The following is a 15,404-nucleotide window of genomic DNA, read 5'->3' as shown; positions in this document are numbered from 1 at the left end:
TATGGCTGCCGAGAACCATAATTTCTTTCAAAGAGTCTATGAAGTCGCCCGTTTGATCCCATTTGGGCGGGTTACCTCCTATGGGGCCATTGCAAAATATCTCGGGGCAGCCAGAAGCGCCCGTATGGTGGGTTGGGCCATGAATGCCTCTCATGCCATGGAGGATATCCCGGCACATCGGGTGGTCAATAGAAAAGGGCTGTTGACCGGGAAGCACCATTTTGATGGTACCAATTTAATGCAGCAATTGTTGGAGAGTGAGGGAGTGGTGGTAAAAGAGCATCAAATCGTAAATTTCGAGCAGCTCTTTTGGGATCCCAATAAAGAACTTGGGGAATATCTTTATTAGCTTGATTTTCAATTTTCTCATATCGGATCTGTGCCATAGACAAAGTTTATGGACCAATATCACTTTTAAGTTAATGCCCTTTCCTAATCTCATACCTATACCGTATCTTTGTAATTTAGAATCAATTTAATTAATGCTGAAAAGCAAGTCGTTATAATGAAATTAAATAAGAAAGATATTCTTGCCGCTCTCGAGGAGATTACGGTCCCAGGAGAAGGTAAGAACATGGTAGAAAGTGGTGCGGTGACCAATGTAATGGTATTTGGCGATGAGGTTGAGGTTGACATCACCATCAACAATCCAAGTTTACAGGCTCGGAAGAAAACAGAGGTTGAGATCTTGAAAGTCATACATGCCAAAGTCTACGAAAAGGCCAAGATCAAGATCAACATCAAAGTTGATGCCCCCACCAAACCGAAAGTAAATGAAATAAAAGGCAAGGCTATCCCTGGAATCCAGAATATTATTGCCGTAGCCTCCGGAAAAGGAGGAGTTGGAAAATCTACCGTAACCGCCAATTTGGCTGTTACCTTGGCCAAGATGGGCTTTAAGGTGGGGCTTTTGGATGCCGATATTTACGGGCCTTCCGCCCCTATCATGTTCGATGTGGTAAATGAAAAGCCATTGGCCGTGAATGTAGAAGGGAAATCCAAGATGAAACCCGTAGAAAGCTACGGTGTAAAGATACTTTCCATTGGATTCTTTACCCAACCCAATCAAGCAGTGATCTGGAGAGGGCCTATGGCTGCCAAGGCGCTGAACCAAATGATTTTTGACGCCCATTGGGGAGAGTTGGACTTTATGTTGTTGGATCTACCACCGGGGACCGGAGATATACATTTGAGCATTATGCAATCCTTGCCCGTTACAGGAGCAGTCGTAGTGAGTACACCTCAGGAGGTTGCACTTGCCGATGCTCGTAAAGGTGTTGCCATGTTCCAACAGGAGGCCATCAATGTGCCAGTCTTGGGAATTGTGGAAAACATGGCCTACTTCACTCCTGAAGAATTGCCCAACAATAAATACTACATCTTTGGAAAGGAAGGCGCCAAACATCTTGCGGAGGATCTGAATGTGCCATTTTTGGGAGAGATTCCATTGGTGCAGAGCATCCGAGAGGCAGGTGACGTAGGAAGACCTGCAGCGTTGCAAACCGCTACCCCTATTGAGGGGGCATTTGAGGAATTGACCAAGAATGTGGTGCAGGAAGTGGTGGGCAGGAACAAGAATATTCCACCTACAGAGGCAATCAAAATAACTACAATGGCAGGTTGTTCGGCCGTAAAAAAGAAATAGCTATGACATCAGAGGAATTAAAAATCAACGTGGAGAAAGCATTGGAAGAAATTCGCCCTTTTTTACAAAGTGACGGAGGGGACATTTCCTTGATCTCCATTGATAACGACACTTCCGTCAAAGTAAAATTGGAAGGCGCCTGTGTGGGGTGCAGTGTCAATCAGATGACCCTAAAGAGCGGTGTGGAAATGACCATAAAAAAATATGCCCCACAGATAGAGGAAGTAGTGAACATAAGTTAGCCTTTATAGGATAGCAGATTACAATCACTAGACCATTCCTAGATTGGCCTTTTAAGAATACAAATACATGATCAAAACAGACATATTAATAATTGGCGCAGGACCTACGGGTCTTTTTGCCGTTTTTGAAGCAGGATTACTTCAGCTAAAATGCCACTTGATTGATGCCTTGCCACAGGCGGGCGGACAATGTGCTGAGATATACCCCAAAAAACCCATCTACGATATTCCTGGATTTCCAGAGGTATTGGCCGGGGATCTGGTTTCCAATCTTATGGAGCAGATCAAACCTTTCCAGCCGGGATTTACCTTGGGAGAACGGGCAGAGACCATAGAGAAACAAGATGATGGAACTTTTATAGTCACTACGAACAAGGGAACAAAACATCAGGCGCCCGTGGTGGCCATCGCAGGGGGGCTGGGAAGTTTTGAGCCCAGAAAGCCCTTGTTGGAAAACCTATCCAAATATGAAGATAATGGGGTGGCCTATATGATCAAAGATCCCGAAGTCTACCGCAATAGGAAGGTGGTCATTGCCGGAGGTGGTGACTCTGCCCTGGACTGGAGTATTTTCCTTGCCGATGTGGCATCGGAGGTGACCTTGGTACACCGTAGAAATGAATTTAGGGGAGCCCTGGATTCTGTGGAAAAGGTGAGACACTTGAAAAATCAGGGAAAGATCAATTTAATTACCCCTGCAGAAATAGTAGGCTTGCAGGGCAAGGATGCCTTAGAGGCAGTGGTCATAGAAAAAACCGGTGGAGAAAAGGTAGTCCTTCCTGTAGACGATTATATCCCTCTGTTTGGACTGTCCCCCAAATTGGGGCCCATTGGGGATTGGGGGCTGGACATAGAAAAAAATGCCATTAAGGTAGATAATACACTGGACTACCAGACCAATATTCCTGGCATCTATGCCATTGGGGATGTCAATACCTATCCAGGGAAATTGAAACTTATCCTATGTGGTTTCCACGAGGCCACACTCATGTGCCAGAGTGCCTATCAGCGCATATTTCCTGAGAAAAGATATGTCATGAAATATACGACCGTTGGTGGTGTTACCGGGTTTGACGGTTCAAAAAAGGAAGCCGAAAAATCGGTTGTAAAATCCATTGAGTAATATCACAAATTTTTAAAAGATGTTAAAAGGATAGACCATAGCATCATAGCCAAAGAGAAACCCATTACATTTGCGAAGATTAAGAATTCTTGAAAGAACAGGGCATGAGTGATATTAAAATAAAGATTACGGATAGGGAGGGTGTACTTCACGAAGTGGATGCCCCTACGGATATGAACATGAACCTTATGGAGATCGTCAGGTCCTATGAATTGGCGCCTGAGGGTACTATAGGGATTTGCGGGGGAATGGCTATGTGCGCCTCTTGCCAGTGCTATGTGAATTCGTCCCATGACCTACCCGAAATGTCCGACGATGAGGATGCCATGTTGGCCGAAGCATTTTATGTAAAGGACAACAGCCGGTTGGGCTGTCAGATCCATATGACCGAAGACCTGAACGGTCTGGAAGTGGAACTGGCCCCGGAGAGCTGATCAACAAAGGATAAAAATGAATCCCAACATACTTGAAGACCTGCCTTTTTGAAGAGCAGGTCTTTTGTTTTTTTATATTCTTGCCTGATAGGTAAAAAGGTTGTAATAACGACCTTCTTTGGCTATCAGTTCATCATGGGTTCCTTGTTCCGCAATGCGTCCATTTTCAATGACCAGAATCTGATTGGCCTTTCTAATGGTACTCAACCTATGGGCAATGACAAAGGTCGTACGCCCTTCGGTCAGGGCCGCCAAACTCTTTTGGATCAATGCTTCGCTTTCCGTATCCAAATTGGAAGTGGCCTCATCTAGGATCAATATTCTTGGGTTGGCCAAGATAGCCCTGGCAATGGCGATACGTTGGCGCTGTCCGCCCGATAATTTTACCCCTCGTTCCCCGATCAAGGTATCCAAACCTTTTTCGAATCGGTCGGTAAATTCATTGACATAGGCAGAGTCTACGGCTGCCAAGAGTTCTTCCTCAGTGGCATTAGGCCTCGGAAAAAGAATATTTTCCCTGATGGTGCCCTCAAAGAGGAATTCATCTTGGAGTACCACCCCCAAATGCTTTCTATAGCTTCCCAAATCGGTCGTGGCCATATCAATCCCATCTACGGTGATATTCCCCGATTGCGGATTTAGAAAGGAAGCCGCCAGTCCGGCAATAGTAGATTTACCGCTGCCCGAGCTTCCAACCAGGGCCAGCACAGATCCGGATTGGACCTCAAAGCTTATGTTGTGCAATACTTCTTTGTCTTCCTCGTAGGCAAAAGAAACATCATTGAAAACAATATCGCCCTTTACCTCCTTAAGAACGGTTTTACGGTCCTCTTCGTTCATCTCCTCCGTCATGTTCATCAGTTCCTCGGTACGGTCCAGTCCGGCCAAGGCCTCTGTCAATTGGCTTCCAATATTGCTCATCTGAACGATAGGGGCAACCATGAGTCCCAATAGGAAAGAGAAGGTCAGGAACTCCCCTATGGTCAGTTCGTCCATCATAATTTTATAGCCCCCAATGCCCATTATCCCAGTGGTTGCCAAGCCCAATAAAAAGGTAGATGAACTGGTCATAAAGGCAGTAGCGGTGAGGCTCTTTTTTACGTTTAGGAACAAGCGTTCAACCCCTTCCTCGAATACCTTGTGCTCTTGGGCCTCGGCATTGAAGCCTTTGATGACACGTATCCCGCCCAGAGTTTCTGTGAGCCTGCCGGTTACTTCCGCATTGATCTTGCCACGGTTCCTGAATATGGGCCTTATGATCTTGAACGCTTTAAGTGCTATCAGGGCAAATACCGCCAAGGGGACCAGGGTGAACAAGGTCATGGAAGGACTGATCTGTATTAAAAGTACCAAGGATACAACTGCGGTTATGGTGCCACCTACCAATTGCACCAATCCCGTGCCTATTAGGTTGCGGACCCCTTCCACATCGCTCATGATACGGGAAACCAAGGCTCCCGATTTTGCATTGTCAAAAAAACGAATGGGAAGTGACAAAACCTTTCGCTGTACTTGGGCCCTCAGTTCAGAAATAAGGTATTGGGCCTGTACACTCAAAATTTTGGTAAGCAAGAAAGAGGTAACGGCCTGGACCAAGATGGCTAGTCCTACGACAATGACCAAGATCTTCAGCAGTTCCATGTTCTTGTTAGGGATAATATCATCCATCAGGTATTTAAGGGACATGGGGGCCACAAAACTTGCGGCCTTGCTGATTACAATGAGCAAAAGACCGATGAGAACAAGATTGCGCCTCGGCCAGATGATGGTCTTGAAGGCGGTAAGAATAGAAACTTTTTTATGAGACATATAGGGGGTGCTATTTTGTTGGGGATTGTTTTAAATTAAGCCTGCAATTTACCATAATTTAAGGTAATGGCATCCTAAGTAGCTCTGGATAGGAAATTTTTAAGTTTAAATTAGTATTTCAATGGCAAGTCGATTATTTTCATACCGTTAAGCGAAAATTCCTTGGGAGATCAGTTTCAAAATTTTCTCCAAAGTAAAATAGAACACCATAAACCTAACTACCCATGAGACTATTATACGTTTGTATTTTGATGGCCTTTGTAGCCTGTACCTCCAACACATCACAAACAGAAGAGGAGCGTTGGCAGGTCTTTGCGGACAATACTACCATAATTCGTGACGACTTTGGTGTGCCCCATATTTATGGAAAGACCGATGCCGATGCTGTTTTTGGCTTGTTGTATGCCCAGTGTGAGGACGATTTTAACCGGGTGGAACAAAATTATATATGGGCCACGGGCCGTTTGGCCGAGGTGGAAGGGGAAGAGGCCCTGTACAGTGATCTTCGGGCAAAGCTTTTCATGACCGAAGAAGAGGCCAAGGCCAATTACGAGAACAGTCCGGAGTGGTTGAAGGAATTGTGCAATGCCTTTGCGGATGGTATCAACTATTACCTACATACCCATCCGGAGGTAAAGCCCAGATTGTTGACCCGCTTTGAGCCCTGGATGCCCATGTATTTCAGCGAGGGATCGATTGGAGGTGACATAGAACAGATCTCAACGGAAAAAATTCAGGCCTTTTACGAGGGGGATATGTCCGTACCGGAGTTTAGGGAAATGGAAGCCAAGAAAAAGGAGGCCGAACTGGAGCCACAGGGGTCCAATGGAATTGCTATATCTGGGGAATTGACCCAATCCGGGAACGCCATGCTGCTCATCAATCCCCATACCTCCTTTTATTTTAGGGGAGAAGTACATGTGGTCAGTGAAGAGGGGCTCAACGCCTATGGGGCGGTCACCTGGGGGCAGTTTTTTGTCTACCAGGGATTCAATGAAAAAACGGGATGGATGCATACCTCTACCTATACCGATATCATGGATGAGTTCAAGGAGAACATTATGGAATTGGACGGAAAATTGATGTATGGTTATGGGGAAGAGATGCGGCCGGTGGAGACTTCAGAAATAGTGTTGAAATACAAGGAGGGGGATTCCCTTAAGGAAAAATCCTTCCCGGCCTATCGCACCCACCACGGTCCCATTACCCATAAGGCAGAGAACCAATGGGTGGCTTCGGCCATGATGTGGAACCCGGTCAAAGCCTTGGAGCAATCCTATATCCGTTCCAAACAAGACGGCTACAAAGGCTTTAGGGAAATGATGGATATACGCACCAATTCCTCCAACAATACGGTATATGCCGATGCAGAGGGCAATATCGCCTATTTCCATGGCAATTTTATTCCCAAAAGGGACACCATATTTGATTATTCAAAGCCGGTGGACGGCAGTAACCCAAAAACGGACTGGCAGGGATTGCATACCGTAGATGAAAATATTCTGGTACTGAACCCCGCCAATGGCTGGATTCAGAACTGTAATTCCACCCCTTTTACTTCAGCATTGGAATATAGTCCCAAAAAGAGTGACTATCCGAATTATATGTCCAGGGACCAGGAGAACTTTAGAGGGGTCCATGCCATAGATCTATTGAGCAATAGAAGCGGATATACTTTGGACAGCCTCATCAAATTGGCGCACGACCCCTATATGCCGGCCTTTGAAAAATTGATTCCTGGATTGGTGGAGGCCTATGACAAAACCAGCCCCAAAAATCAGAAGTTAGCGGAGCCTATTGCCGTATTGCGCAATTGGGACCTCAGGACTTCAGAATCGTCCGTAGGCATGTCCTTGGCGCATTATTATGGAACCCTGTACGGAAGGATAGGAAACAGTCCGGAAGGATTGAGTGATATGGAATTGATGAACTTTTTGGGAACCGAATCTCCCTACAGGGAGCGTTTGGATGTCTTTCAGGAGGTGATTGCGCAATTGGAAGCCGATTTTGGAACCTGGAATACGCCTTGGGGAGAGATAAACCGATACCAAAGATTGAACGGGGATATCCGTCAGCCTTTCAACGATAGCCTTCCGAGTATTCCCATTGGTTTTGCCTCGGGCCGATGGGGTGCGTTGGCTGCCTATGGGGCACGTTATGCCAACAATACCAAAAAAATCTATGGGACAAGGGGAAACAGTTTTGTGGCCGTTGTTGAATTTGGAGAAAAGGTGAAAGCCAAGAGCATGCTTGCCGGTGGACAGAGCGGGGATCCAAAATCCCCTCATTTCAATGACCAGGCACAGCGATATGCCGACCAAAATTTTAAGGAGGTGGCTTTTTACAAAGAAGACGTCCTAAAAAGGGCCAAAAGGACCTATCATCCCGGAGAAAAATAGGAGGCTGTTAGGCTATTCATTAATTGAACAACGGGAATGCCAAGGGGAAAATGCGTTCCATGAATTGGTGGTAGGCTTTTCCTGACGGATGCAATCCGTCACTGGCTACCAGGGAAGGGTCTTCCAAGCCTTTTCTGGTAATATCCGTGATGTTTACAAAGGATACCCCTTCACTGCCGGCTACCGAGGCGGCATAGGCATTGTAGGCATCTATTTCGCGAGAAATCTTTTCCATGTCCCTTTGTTGTCCGAAAGGAGTGAAGGCATAGTCGGGGATAGATACGACCAGGACATTTTCAGGTTGTCCATTGGCCAAGGCAATGGCTTTTTCAAGAAGTTCTGTGAATTCTTTCTCGTATTGTCCGAACGGTCTATGTTGAAACTGATTGTTCACCCCTATCAGGAGGGTCACCAAATCATAGGTGGATCTTCTGGTGCCGTTACTGACCGCATTTTGCAGGTTATCGGTCCTCCAGCCGGTTACTGCCATAATCTCAAGTCCTATTTCTGTATCTAAGGTCTCCTGTAGGCTGTCCCTTAATTGGGCGGGAAAACTTTGGTCGTTGGGAACACTTTCCCCAACGGTATAACTGTCTCCCAAGGCCAAGTAATGAAATGCAGCGGAAGACGACACAGGTGGCTTTCCCATAGGAATGTCTTCGGTTGAAGAGCAGCTTAAAAATACAAGGCCTATAAAAAATGAAAATAATGGACGCATACCTATGGTGATTTCATATAGTTACGGTGAATAGCATATTGAGGTTTTGTGGGACTCCAGGAAGTTTAGAAAGCTGCCTTTTCTAGGCACTTGGCTATGTCCTGATTTAATCCTTAACAATGATCAAACTGGCCTTGGATCCTGTGGAGAGGTTCCATCTGTTGGAATAGATCAGATTGCCCTTGTCGTCATACACGTCTACCTGTGCGGTATTGGGTCCGGAGGAACCTTGGTTGAGGGCCTCGAAGTCCAATCGGTTAAAACCTTTGTTAAGATCTATATTAATACCTTTAAAAGAGGCCGTTAAAAATAGGTTGGGTTCCACAACTTGGTCGTTGGCCATTATTTTTACCCTATCGCCATCCACAAATTCATGGTCCCTACAGACAATACCGACAAATTTTGAATTGGTCTTTACGTCCCCCAAATACATGTCTCCGTAGTGCGACTTGGAATCTGCGCTTTCCTTTTCCCGGACCTTGGGGTCTATCTTAAGATCATACCCGGCCTGTTTAAGTTCCGTGTCGGGAAGCATTTTCACATTCCTGGCAAAAAGGGAATCCTTCAGGTTGTAATCCGGCTTATTATCAAGCACGGATGGAAATTTTAATGCGGTACCTTGATTGCTGGGCTTAATATCCAGGTTTTTATCGTTGTTCTCAATCTTGATCGACTTTATGGTGCCGTCTATCTGTCCAAATCCTTGGAGGGCCACCAGTAGAATAAAAGCAAGAATAAAAGAAGATTTCATCATGTTGTCCGATACGCCAATAATGAAGTAAAAATAGCAAATACCCTGCCACTGGTGTTTAAATTGCTGTTAAATTCGATAATAAGATGTTTGGACCCTGGGAAAAATGTACCAAAACGAGAAATAAGTACATACCATTTTTACCTAAAATTTCTATGTTTTCTAACGAGTTCTTTGTTTTTTTTCCTGGAAGGGGTCTAAGGGAATGGCAGGTGAGCCTTGAAAGAGGGTATGCCGTTGTTTTGTGTTAAATATGTGTAAATCAATGTGTAAGTACTTCGATTTTAGAGATATGGGGTGTTAAATTCATGGTTAATTAGTATGGATTTCCTTTGTTATGGGGTATTATTTTCGTAAATTTAATAGACAACTCCCCCTAAAAGCTGGCTAAATTTTCTGAGGGTTTAAATGGACAGGTAATAGGATTGTGTTCAGCCTAGTTCAAAACAGGAAAGGGGTCAGAATTGGCTTAACAATTTTAAAAAGAATAAGATGAATCCTCCTGTGTTGTTTGCGTTGATTCTTGGATTGTTTTTACTTGCTGGAATTCGGATCGTCTTTGAATATAAGAGGGCCATTAAATTCAGGTTTGGTAAATACATCAAAACGCTACAGCCAGGTTTTAGATGGATCATCCCCTTTGTGGAGACCATACAAATGGTAGATATCCGGGTGATTACATTTAACGTAGTGTCACAAGAGGTCATGACAGAGGACAACGTGCCCTGTAGTATAGATGGTGTCGTGTTTTTCAAGATCATAGATCCTGAACGGGCTGTATTGGAAGTTGAGGAATATAAGTTTGCCATTACCCAATTGTCACAAGCTGCACTTCGGGATGTATGTGGTAAGGTTGAATTGGATACTATTTTGTCCAAGCGGGAGGAGATGGGAAAGAATATTAAATCCATCGTAGAACTGGAAACAAAGGAGTGGGGTATAGAAATAATCGATGTAAAAATTAAGGACATCCAATTGCCGGAGAATATGAAACGGATGATGGCCAACCAAGCAGAGGCCGAAAGGTCCAGAAGGGCCAGAATCATCCTGGCATTGGCCGAAGAGCAGGCAGCAGGAAAATTATTGGAAGCGGGGAAATTGATAGACCAGTCGCCCTCAGCCATAAAACTGAGACTCTACCAGACCCTATCCAATATTGCGGCCGAAAAGAATTCTACCATTCTTTTCCCATTTCCAGAAGAGGTTTTGCCCCCAAAGCCAAAGGATACCAAATAAATATGATTGAATAACCGCCAACGATTTTTTTGAAGACCAATTAGAACTGGGACTTTGAAAGCAACCCCTTACTTATAATTCCTCACTGCAACAAAGTGCCCCACCGTAAGATATAAACGATAGCTGAAGCGGTTAGTGATTGTCCTATAAACAATGCTAAAAGGAATATCATGAAACTTAAAAAATATCCAAAGGCGGACTTAAATCGCAATAGCGGGCTCTATTTTGTCATCGGGCTTGCGTTGGTGCTCTTTTTAACATGGAGGGCTTTGGAGTTTAAGACCTATAAGAAAGAAGTAAAGGAGCAGCGAATTGTGGAAATCTTGGAGGCTCCCAAGGAGGATATACCCGTGATAGAAGCCTTTAAAATTCCACCACCCCCAGCTCCCCCTGCCGCTCCGGCCATTATTCAGGTCGTTGAGGATGTGAAAGAAATAGAGGAAACGGTGATCAGAAGCACGGAATCCAGTCAGGAAACGGTGATAGAAAAGCCTATTATAACAGTCGAAGAAATAGAGGTCATTGAAGAGGAGGAAATCTTGGAAGTTCCTTTTGCCATCATAGAACATGTCCCGGTTTTTCCCGGTTGTGCCGATCATTACGACAATGAGGAACAGAAAGAATGTTTTCAAAAAAAGGTGATGGAGCACGTAAAGAACAACTTTACCTATCCACAAGTGGCCGTAGATTTGGGCATACAGGGTAGGGTATTCGTACAGTTCGTCATTGACCCAAAGGGAAACATTACCGATATCGCCACGCGGGGACCCCATCCATATCTGGAAAAAGAGGCATACCGCATCATATCAAAATTGCCGAGTATGACACCGGGCAAACAAAGGGGAAGGGCTGTAAAGGTGCCCTACAGTATGCCCATCACCTTCAAATTGGAAGACGGGTGACGAGCGGATTTTTACATCACATGGTTTAAATATCTGATGGTGTGACAATTGTCATTTTTGATTTCTTCACGAAGCAGTAGTTTTATGCACTTTCAATATGGTATGGGAAAATATAATGGAATGTCTTAATAAAATAACTGGATTGATCCTGGTGCTGCTGCTAATTGGTTGTGGCAGACAGAAAGGGGATGCTGCGAAAGTCCTGAACAATGAAGCATATCGGGTCGAGATCATGGAGGCCATTATCAATGATGATGAAATGGTTGGCCAGTTCCTGGATAGAATGATAGCCAATGAGGAGGCAAAACTAATCTTGGTAGAAAAGAGGGATAGGATATATCTCAACGAAATAAAGGCGGAGATCACCAATGATACGGTAATGGCGGGCCTTGTAATGGAGCATATGATGAACATGATGCAAGAAGATTCTACTGTATGCAGGATGATGTGCAGGAAAATGGGGAACAACCCTCATATGAAGGGCATGATGATGTTGGACTCCACAAAGGTATGCCCCATGCACAATTAAAGGCGTAGAACCCTACCAAAGGGAAGGTTTTTAAACTAAAAAATTATAGTTGGCTCTGAGTATTTCAGAACTTTTAATAAAGCTGAGGTCTATGGTCTACATCCATTTACTGGATTGTGATCTAGGTGGTCTTGGCTTTTTTGTAGGCCAATAATTTTTGTGGACCTTCCAAGAGAACTCGGACTATCTGCAGGGTGCCATCGGTTTTGGTGGCGATTTGCCATTTTATAAGGGAGATGGCCCCATTTTCTATTTCAAGGCCGGTAATGCTTCTGGGGTGCACACAACTACCGTCGTTGAAAAATGGAATCTCACCAGGTGACGGAAAACGTGGGCGATGGGTATGCCCGGAGATGGTCAACTGCTCCCCATGGCCCAAAATCCATTTTTTTATCCGCTTTTCTACCTTGATCAGTTCCTTGTAGTTCTTTGCAGGGCTGGTAGGGTCTGCAATTCCCCAGACCTGAAGCGGTTTCCAAAGGATGCGGACCAAAAATCTGCCCCAGCGCCAAAAGGTATAGTTCCACCAATCGGCCTGGTGCCCATGGGTCAAAAATAGCTCCTGTCCCGTATCTGCATGTTTTAGGATGATGGCCTCGTGATAGGTGATTCCTTCAAATAATTCCTTATTGCAATTGTCTATAGGTTCAAAATAGCTGGAGAGGTGGTCCCTCACATATTTGGGGTCCTTGTAGACCATATCGTGGTTGCCCCATATCATATGGAGCCGCTTTTCCAAATGGAAATCTCGCAATAATTGATAGATGTTTTTGTGTGCTTCAAAAATATTTTCAAAAGAAATATGCTCCCAAAGTTCATCTCCGTCCCCAAGTTCGCAATACTGAAAGCCCCTGTTGAAGTACGTTTTAAGGGCGTGGAAATAGATATTCCTATTATTTGCGAATTCATCTGCAAAACTATTGTCACCCCGGTGGCAATCGCTGAAAAGAATAAACTTGGAGGTGTCATCAAAGGGAATCACCTTCGCATTATTATAGGCTCTGGATAATCTAGAATTCGAGGACATTTACTAAATTTATATAAATATCCAAAAAAAGTCCTGGATGTAAGGAAGTTCCTTTGAGAAAATAATGGACTTTATTTTTGTAATTTTGGGGTCCAATGTTAGACCAAGATAAGATGGTAAAGGCAAGAGGAGAGGAAACACCACTGGTACAGGTCATCTGCTTCAGTAAATTATTGGAGCATTACGATGCCATGGTCAATAGTGAAGATGAAATTCGTGCCACCAAGGCGAAGCTCATCTTAAAGGCTGCAGCGCCTTACCCCGAACTTCGGGAAGGATTTACAGATTTGTCCCTCTTGAAAAAGAACCAGGAGACCATACAATATATTTTACAGGACACCTTTCCCGATATGCTGGGTTCCAATGAGATCAAGGCAGCATCCCTGCCTTTTGAAAATATTATTCTAAATGCCTCCCCAAGATTTAAAAAAATCATTGCCGATGCGGGCGACGACTTTAACTTGGAAATTCGGGACAACCCGGAGAAGTTGAATTATATCATGACCTGCACCGTCATTTTAAATTTCTATTACGGTTATCATTTGGATTTCAAAAGGCCACTTTTTTATGACATCCCCGATAAAAACGGTATCATAAGAAACTATCGCATTTTATACAATGCGGATTTTATGGATATCGTTCCAACGGAGCACGCCAAGGAATTGAGCCAGCAAGATGTGGATGAGCTTTTGGAGCGTTTCGACGATCTGGAACTGTGGAAGGAAAAAATACCTCCCAACAGCTTCCTGTCCAAAGGATTTGTCATTTCGAATATGTTTGATGTGACCGCCGAGCAATCCATTTCGGAGATTAAATCGAACTTGATTGACAACAACAAAAGGGGCAACGAGAATTTTGTCCAAAACCTACAGGACACCTTTAAATCGCTCTTCAACGTTGCGGATGTGAAGGTTGGATTTGTTAATTACAACCCGAAGGAAAACCAGTTTGAACGGGTTTTCGGTATCAATATAGAAAGCTTTATCCTCAATGGGGTAGATGTGGAGAAGTGTACGGAAGCGCTTTGCAAAGCCTCCTTTGACAAGTTGTTGAACCAAAAGACGTTTTTCTCCATAGCGGATGTGGATATGTACCATAAGCTTACCAAGGGAAATAGGCTCTTTGCGGCTCTGAAAGAGCAGGGAATCAAGAGCGCTATTATGGCCCCTATCGCGGACAAAGGAAACTTGTTGGGCGTTTTGGAATTGGTTTCGGAAAAGAGAAATGCCCTCAATAGCGTCAATGCTACCAAATTATCGGATGTGATGCCCTATATCGTTTCGGCGGTAATGCGATCAAAATCTGAGGAAGCCAATATGGTGGATGTGGTCATACAGCACGAATGTACTTCCGTGCACTCTTCCGTATATTGGAGGTTTAAGCAGGAGGCCAAGCGTTTTATCGCGGATGACTTACAGGGATTACAGCCTGTTTTTAGGGAAATAGCGTTTAAGGATGTTTATCCCCTATACGGACAAATAGATATAAAGGACTCTTCACAGGCAAGGAATACCGCTATTCAACGTGACCTGCTTATCCAATTGTCGGAGATCAACGATATTTTGGCAGAGGCCTTGGCGAAAAAGAAGTTGCCCATTTATGAGGAGCTCATGTTCCGGGTAGACAACCATATCAACGAGATCAAAGAGGTGCTCGACAGTACCAGTGAGCAGGTCATCTTCGATTTTGTCCTCAATGAGATAGACCCTGTTTTCAACCATCTCAAAAAGAAAGATAAGGAACTTTATAAGATGATCATGACCTATGAGACCCATATAGATGGGGCTACACACTCTTATTACGACCATCGTAGGAATTATGACGAGAGTGTCATGTTGATCAATAAGAAATTGGCCGCCATCATCGATAAAAAACAGGTGGATGCGCAAAACATGTTCCCACATTTTTTTGAACGTTACAAGACCGATGGGGTGGAGCATAACATGTACATAGGGGACTCTATCGTTGGGGATCGGGACTTTGATCCTATTTATCTGAACAATCTTCGACTTTGGCAGTTACAGGTGATGTGCGAAATGGAGAACAGCTATTACAACCTTAAGCCAAAATTGCCCGTTCAATTGGATGTGGCTTCCATGATCCTGGTCTACAATACCTCCCTGTCCATCCGTTTTAGAATGGACGAGAAACGGTTTGATGTGGATGGCACCTATAATGCCAGATATGAGGTCATCAAGAAAAGGATCGATAAATCATATATCAAGGGTACCAATGAGCGTTTGACCCAAAAGGGAAAGCTCAGCATCGTTTATTCCCAAAAGAAGGACGAATTGGAATATCTGAGATATATAAAATTTTTAAAGGCTAAAGGTTATTTTACCAACAATATAGAGATTGTGGAACTGGAAGGTCTACAAGGGGTGTCCGGATTAAAGGCCATACGGGTAGAGTTCCTGTATACCAAAGGGAAAGAATCTGAAAGGACCTATACTTTTGATGACCTAATGGAAGAGATAAATTCTTAAGAGATCATTTAACCTCATAAAAAAACCATCAAGAACATTCCTGGGAATACTTTTGATGGTTTTTGTTTTAATACCGGTACAAGTCTATTTATGCCTGTGTTCA

Annotated in this window: 14 protein-coding genes; 10 read left to right on the top strand and 4 right to left on the bottom strand. The window is 44.2% G+C overall.

The window, feature by feature from the left end; all coding sequences use genetic code 11:
* The first annotated feature begins 1 nt into the window (after position 1).
* From WAA86_RS00115 to WAA86_RS00095, 5 genes are all read left to right on the top strand, one after another.
* Positions 2-349, top strand: a complete 348-nt coding sequence (locus WAA86_RS00115) for an MGMT family protein (protein ID WP_337298932.1) — start codon at positions 2-4, stop codon at positions 347-349.
* A 156-nt stretch (positions 350-505) separates the two neighbouring features.
* Entirely contained in the window at positions 506-1,645 is a 1,140-nt protein-coding gene (locus WAA86_RS00110; protein WP_337298931.1) for an Mrp/NBP35 family ATP-binding protein, read from the top strand.
* 2 nt (positions 1,646-1,647) lie between these two features.
* Complete coding sequence (locus WAA86_RS00105; RefSeq protein WP_337298930.1) at positions 1,648-1,887, top strand: NifU family protein; 240 nt, start codon at positions 1,648-1,650, stop codon at positions 1,885-1,887.
* Between the two features lie 67 nt (positions 1,888-1,954).
* Positions 1,955-3,010 carry an NAD(P)/FAD-dependent oxidoreductase gene (locus tag WAA86_RS00100; protein ID WP_337298929.1) on the top strand — a complete coding sequence of 352 codons (1,056 nt, stop codon included), beginning with the start codon at positions 1,955-1,957 and terminating at the stop codon, positions 3,008-3,010.
* A gap of 104 nt (positions 3,011-3,114) precedes the next feature.
* Positions 3,115-3,444 carry a ferredoxin gene (locus tag WAA86_RS00095; RefSeq protein WP_337298928.1) on the top strand — a complete coding sequence of 110 codons (330 nt, stop codon included), beginning with the start codon at positions 3,115-3,117 and terminating at the stop codon, positions 3,442-3,444.
* Positions 3,445-3,516: 72 nt separating this feature from the next.
* On the opposite strand, the gene WAA86_RS00090 is transcribed toward WAA86_RS00095, so the two are convergent.
* Positions 3,517-5,253, bottom strand: a complete 1,737-nt coding sequence (locus tag WAA86_RS00090) for an ABC transporter ATP-binding protein (protein ID WP_337298927.1) — start codon at positions 5,251-5,253, stop codon at positions 3,517-3,519.
* Between the two features lie 224 nt (positions 5,254-5,477).
* On the opposite strand from WAA86_RS00090, the gene WAA86_RS00085 reads away from it, so the two are divergent.
* Positions 5,478-7,652, top strand: a complete 2,175-nt coding sequence (locus WAA86_RS00085) for an acylase (RefSeq protein WP_337298926.1) — start codon at positions 5,478-5,480, stop codon at positions 7,650-7,652.
* A 19-nt stretch (positions 7,653-7,671) separates the two neighbouring features.
* Here WAA86_RS00085 and WAA86_RS00080 read toward each other — a convergent pair whose 3' ends face one another.
* Both WAA86_RS00080 and WAA86_RS00075 read right to left on the bottom strand, forming a co-directional pair.
* Complete coding sequence (locus tag WAA86_RS00080; protein ID WP_337298925.1) at positions 7,672-8,301, bottom strand: SGNH/GDSL hydrolase family protein; 630 nt, start codon at positions 8,299-8,301, stop codon at positions 7,672-7,674.
* A gap of 175 nt (positions 8,302-8,476) precedes the next feature.
* On the bottom strand, positions 8,477-9,124 hold the full coding sequence (locus tag WAA86_RS00075) for a hypothetical protein (RefSeq protein ID WP_337298924.1): 648 nt from the start codon (positions 9,122-9,124) through the stop codon (positions 8,477-8,479).
* Between the two features lie 489 nt (positions 9,125-9,613).
* Here WAA86_RS00075 and WAA86_RS00070 point away from each other — a divergent pair, with 489 nt between their 5' ends.
* The 3 genes from WAA86_RS00070 to WAA86_RS00060 all read left to right on the top strand — a co-directional run bounded on the left by WAA86_RS00070 (position 9,614) and on the right by WAA86_RS00060 (position 11,788).
* Positions 9,614-10,357: a slipin family protein gene (locus tag WAA86_RS00070; RefSeq protein WP_337298923.1), complete on the top strand. Its 744-nt coding sequence runs from the start codon at positions 9,614-9,616 to the stop codon at positions 10,355-10,357.
* A 170-nt stretch (positions 10,358-10,527) separates the two neighbouring features.
* The gene (locus WAA86_RS00065; RefSeq protein WP_337298922.1) at positions 10,528-11,259 is read left to right on the top strand and encodes an energy transducer TonB; all 732 of its coding nucleotides are present in this window, start codon (positions 10,528-10,530) and stop codon (positions 11,257-11,259) included.
* A gap of 115 nt (positions 11,260-11,374) precedes the next feature.
* Entirely contained in the window at positions 11,375-11,788 is a 414-nt protein-coding gene (locus WAA86_RS00060; RefSeq protein WP_337298921.1) for a hypothetical protein, read from the top strand.
* Between the two features lie 121 nt (positions 11,789-11,909).
* On the opposite strand, the gene WAA86_RS00055 is transcribed toward WAA86_RS00060, so the two are convergent.
* Entirely contained in the window at positions 11,910-12,815 is a 906-nt protein-coding gene (locus WAA86_RS00055) for a serine/threonine protein phosphatase (RefSeq protein WP_337298920.1), read from the bottom strand.
* A 95-nt stretch (positions 12,816-12,910) separates the two neighbouring features.
* Between WAA86_RS00055 and WAA86_RS00050 the strand changes: the two genes are divergently transcribed.
* Positions 12,911-15,301 (top strand): GAF domain-containing protein, encoded by a 2,391-nt coding sequence (locus WAA86_RS00050; protein WP_337298919.1) that lies wholly within the window; start codon positions 12,911-12,913, stop codon positions 15,299-15,301.
* Positions 15,302-15,404: the final 103 nt, after the last annotated feature.

Origin of the sequence: Sediminicola sp. 1XM1-17, from assembly GCF_037203765.1 — a bacterium.
In the GTDB taxonomy this organism is placed as follows: Bacteria; Bacteroidota; Bacteroidia; order Flavobacteriales; family Flavobacteriaceae; genus Sediminicola.
The sequence above is the reverse complement of the archived record's forward strand: the minus strand, read 5'-3'. Positions and strand labels throughout refer to the sequence as shown.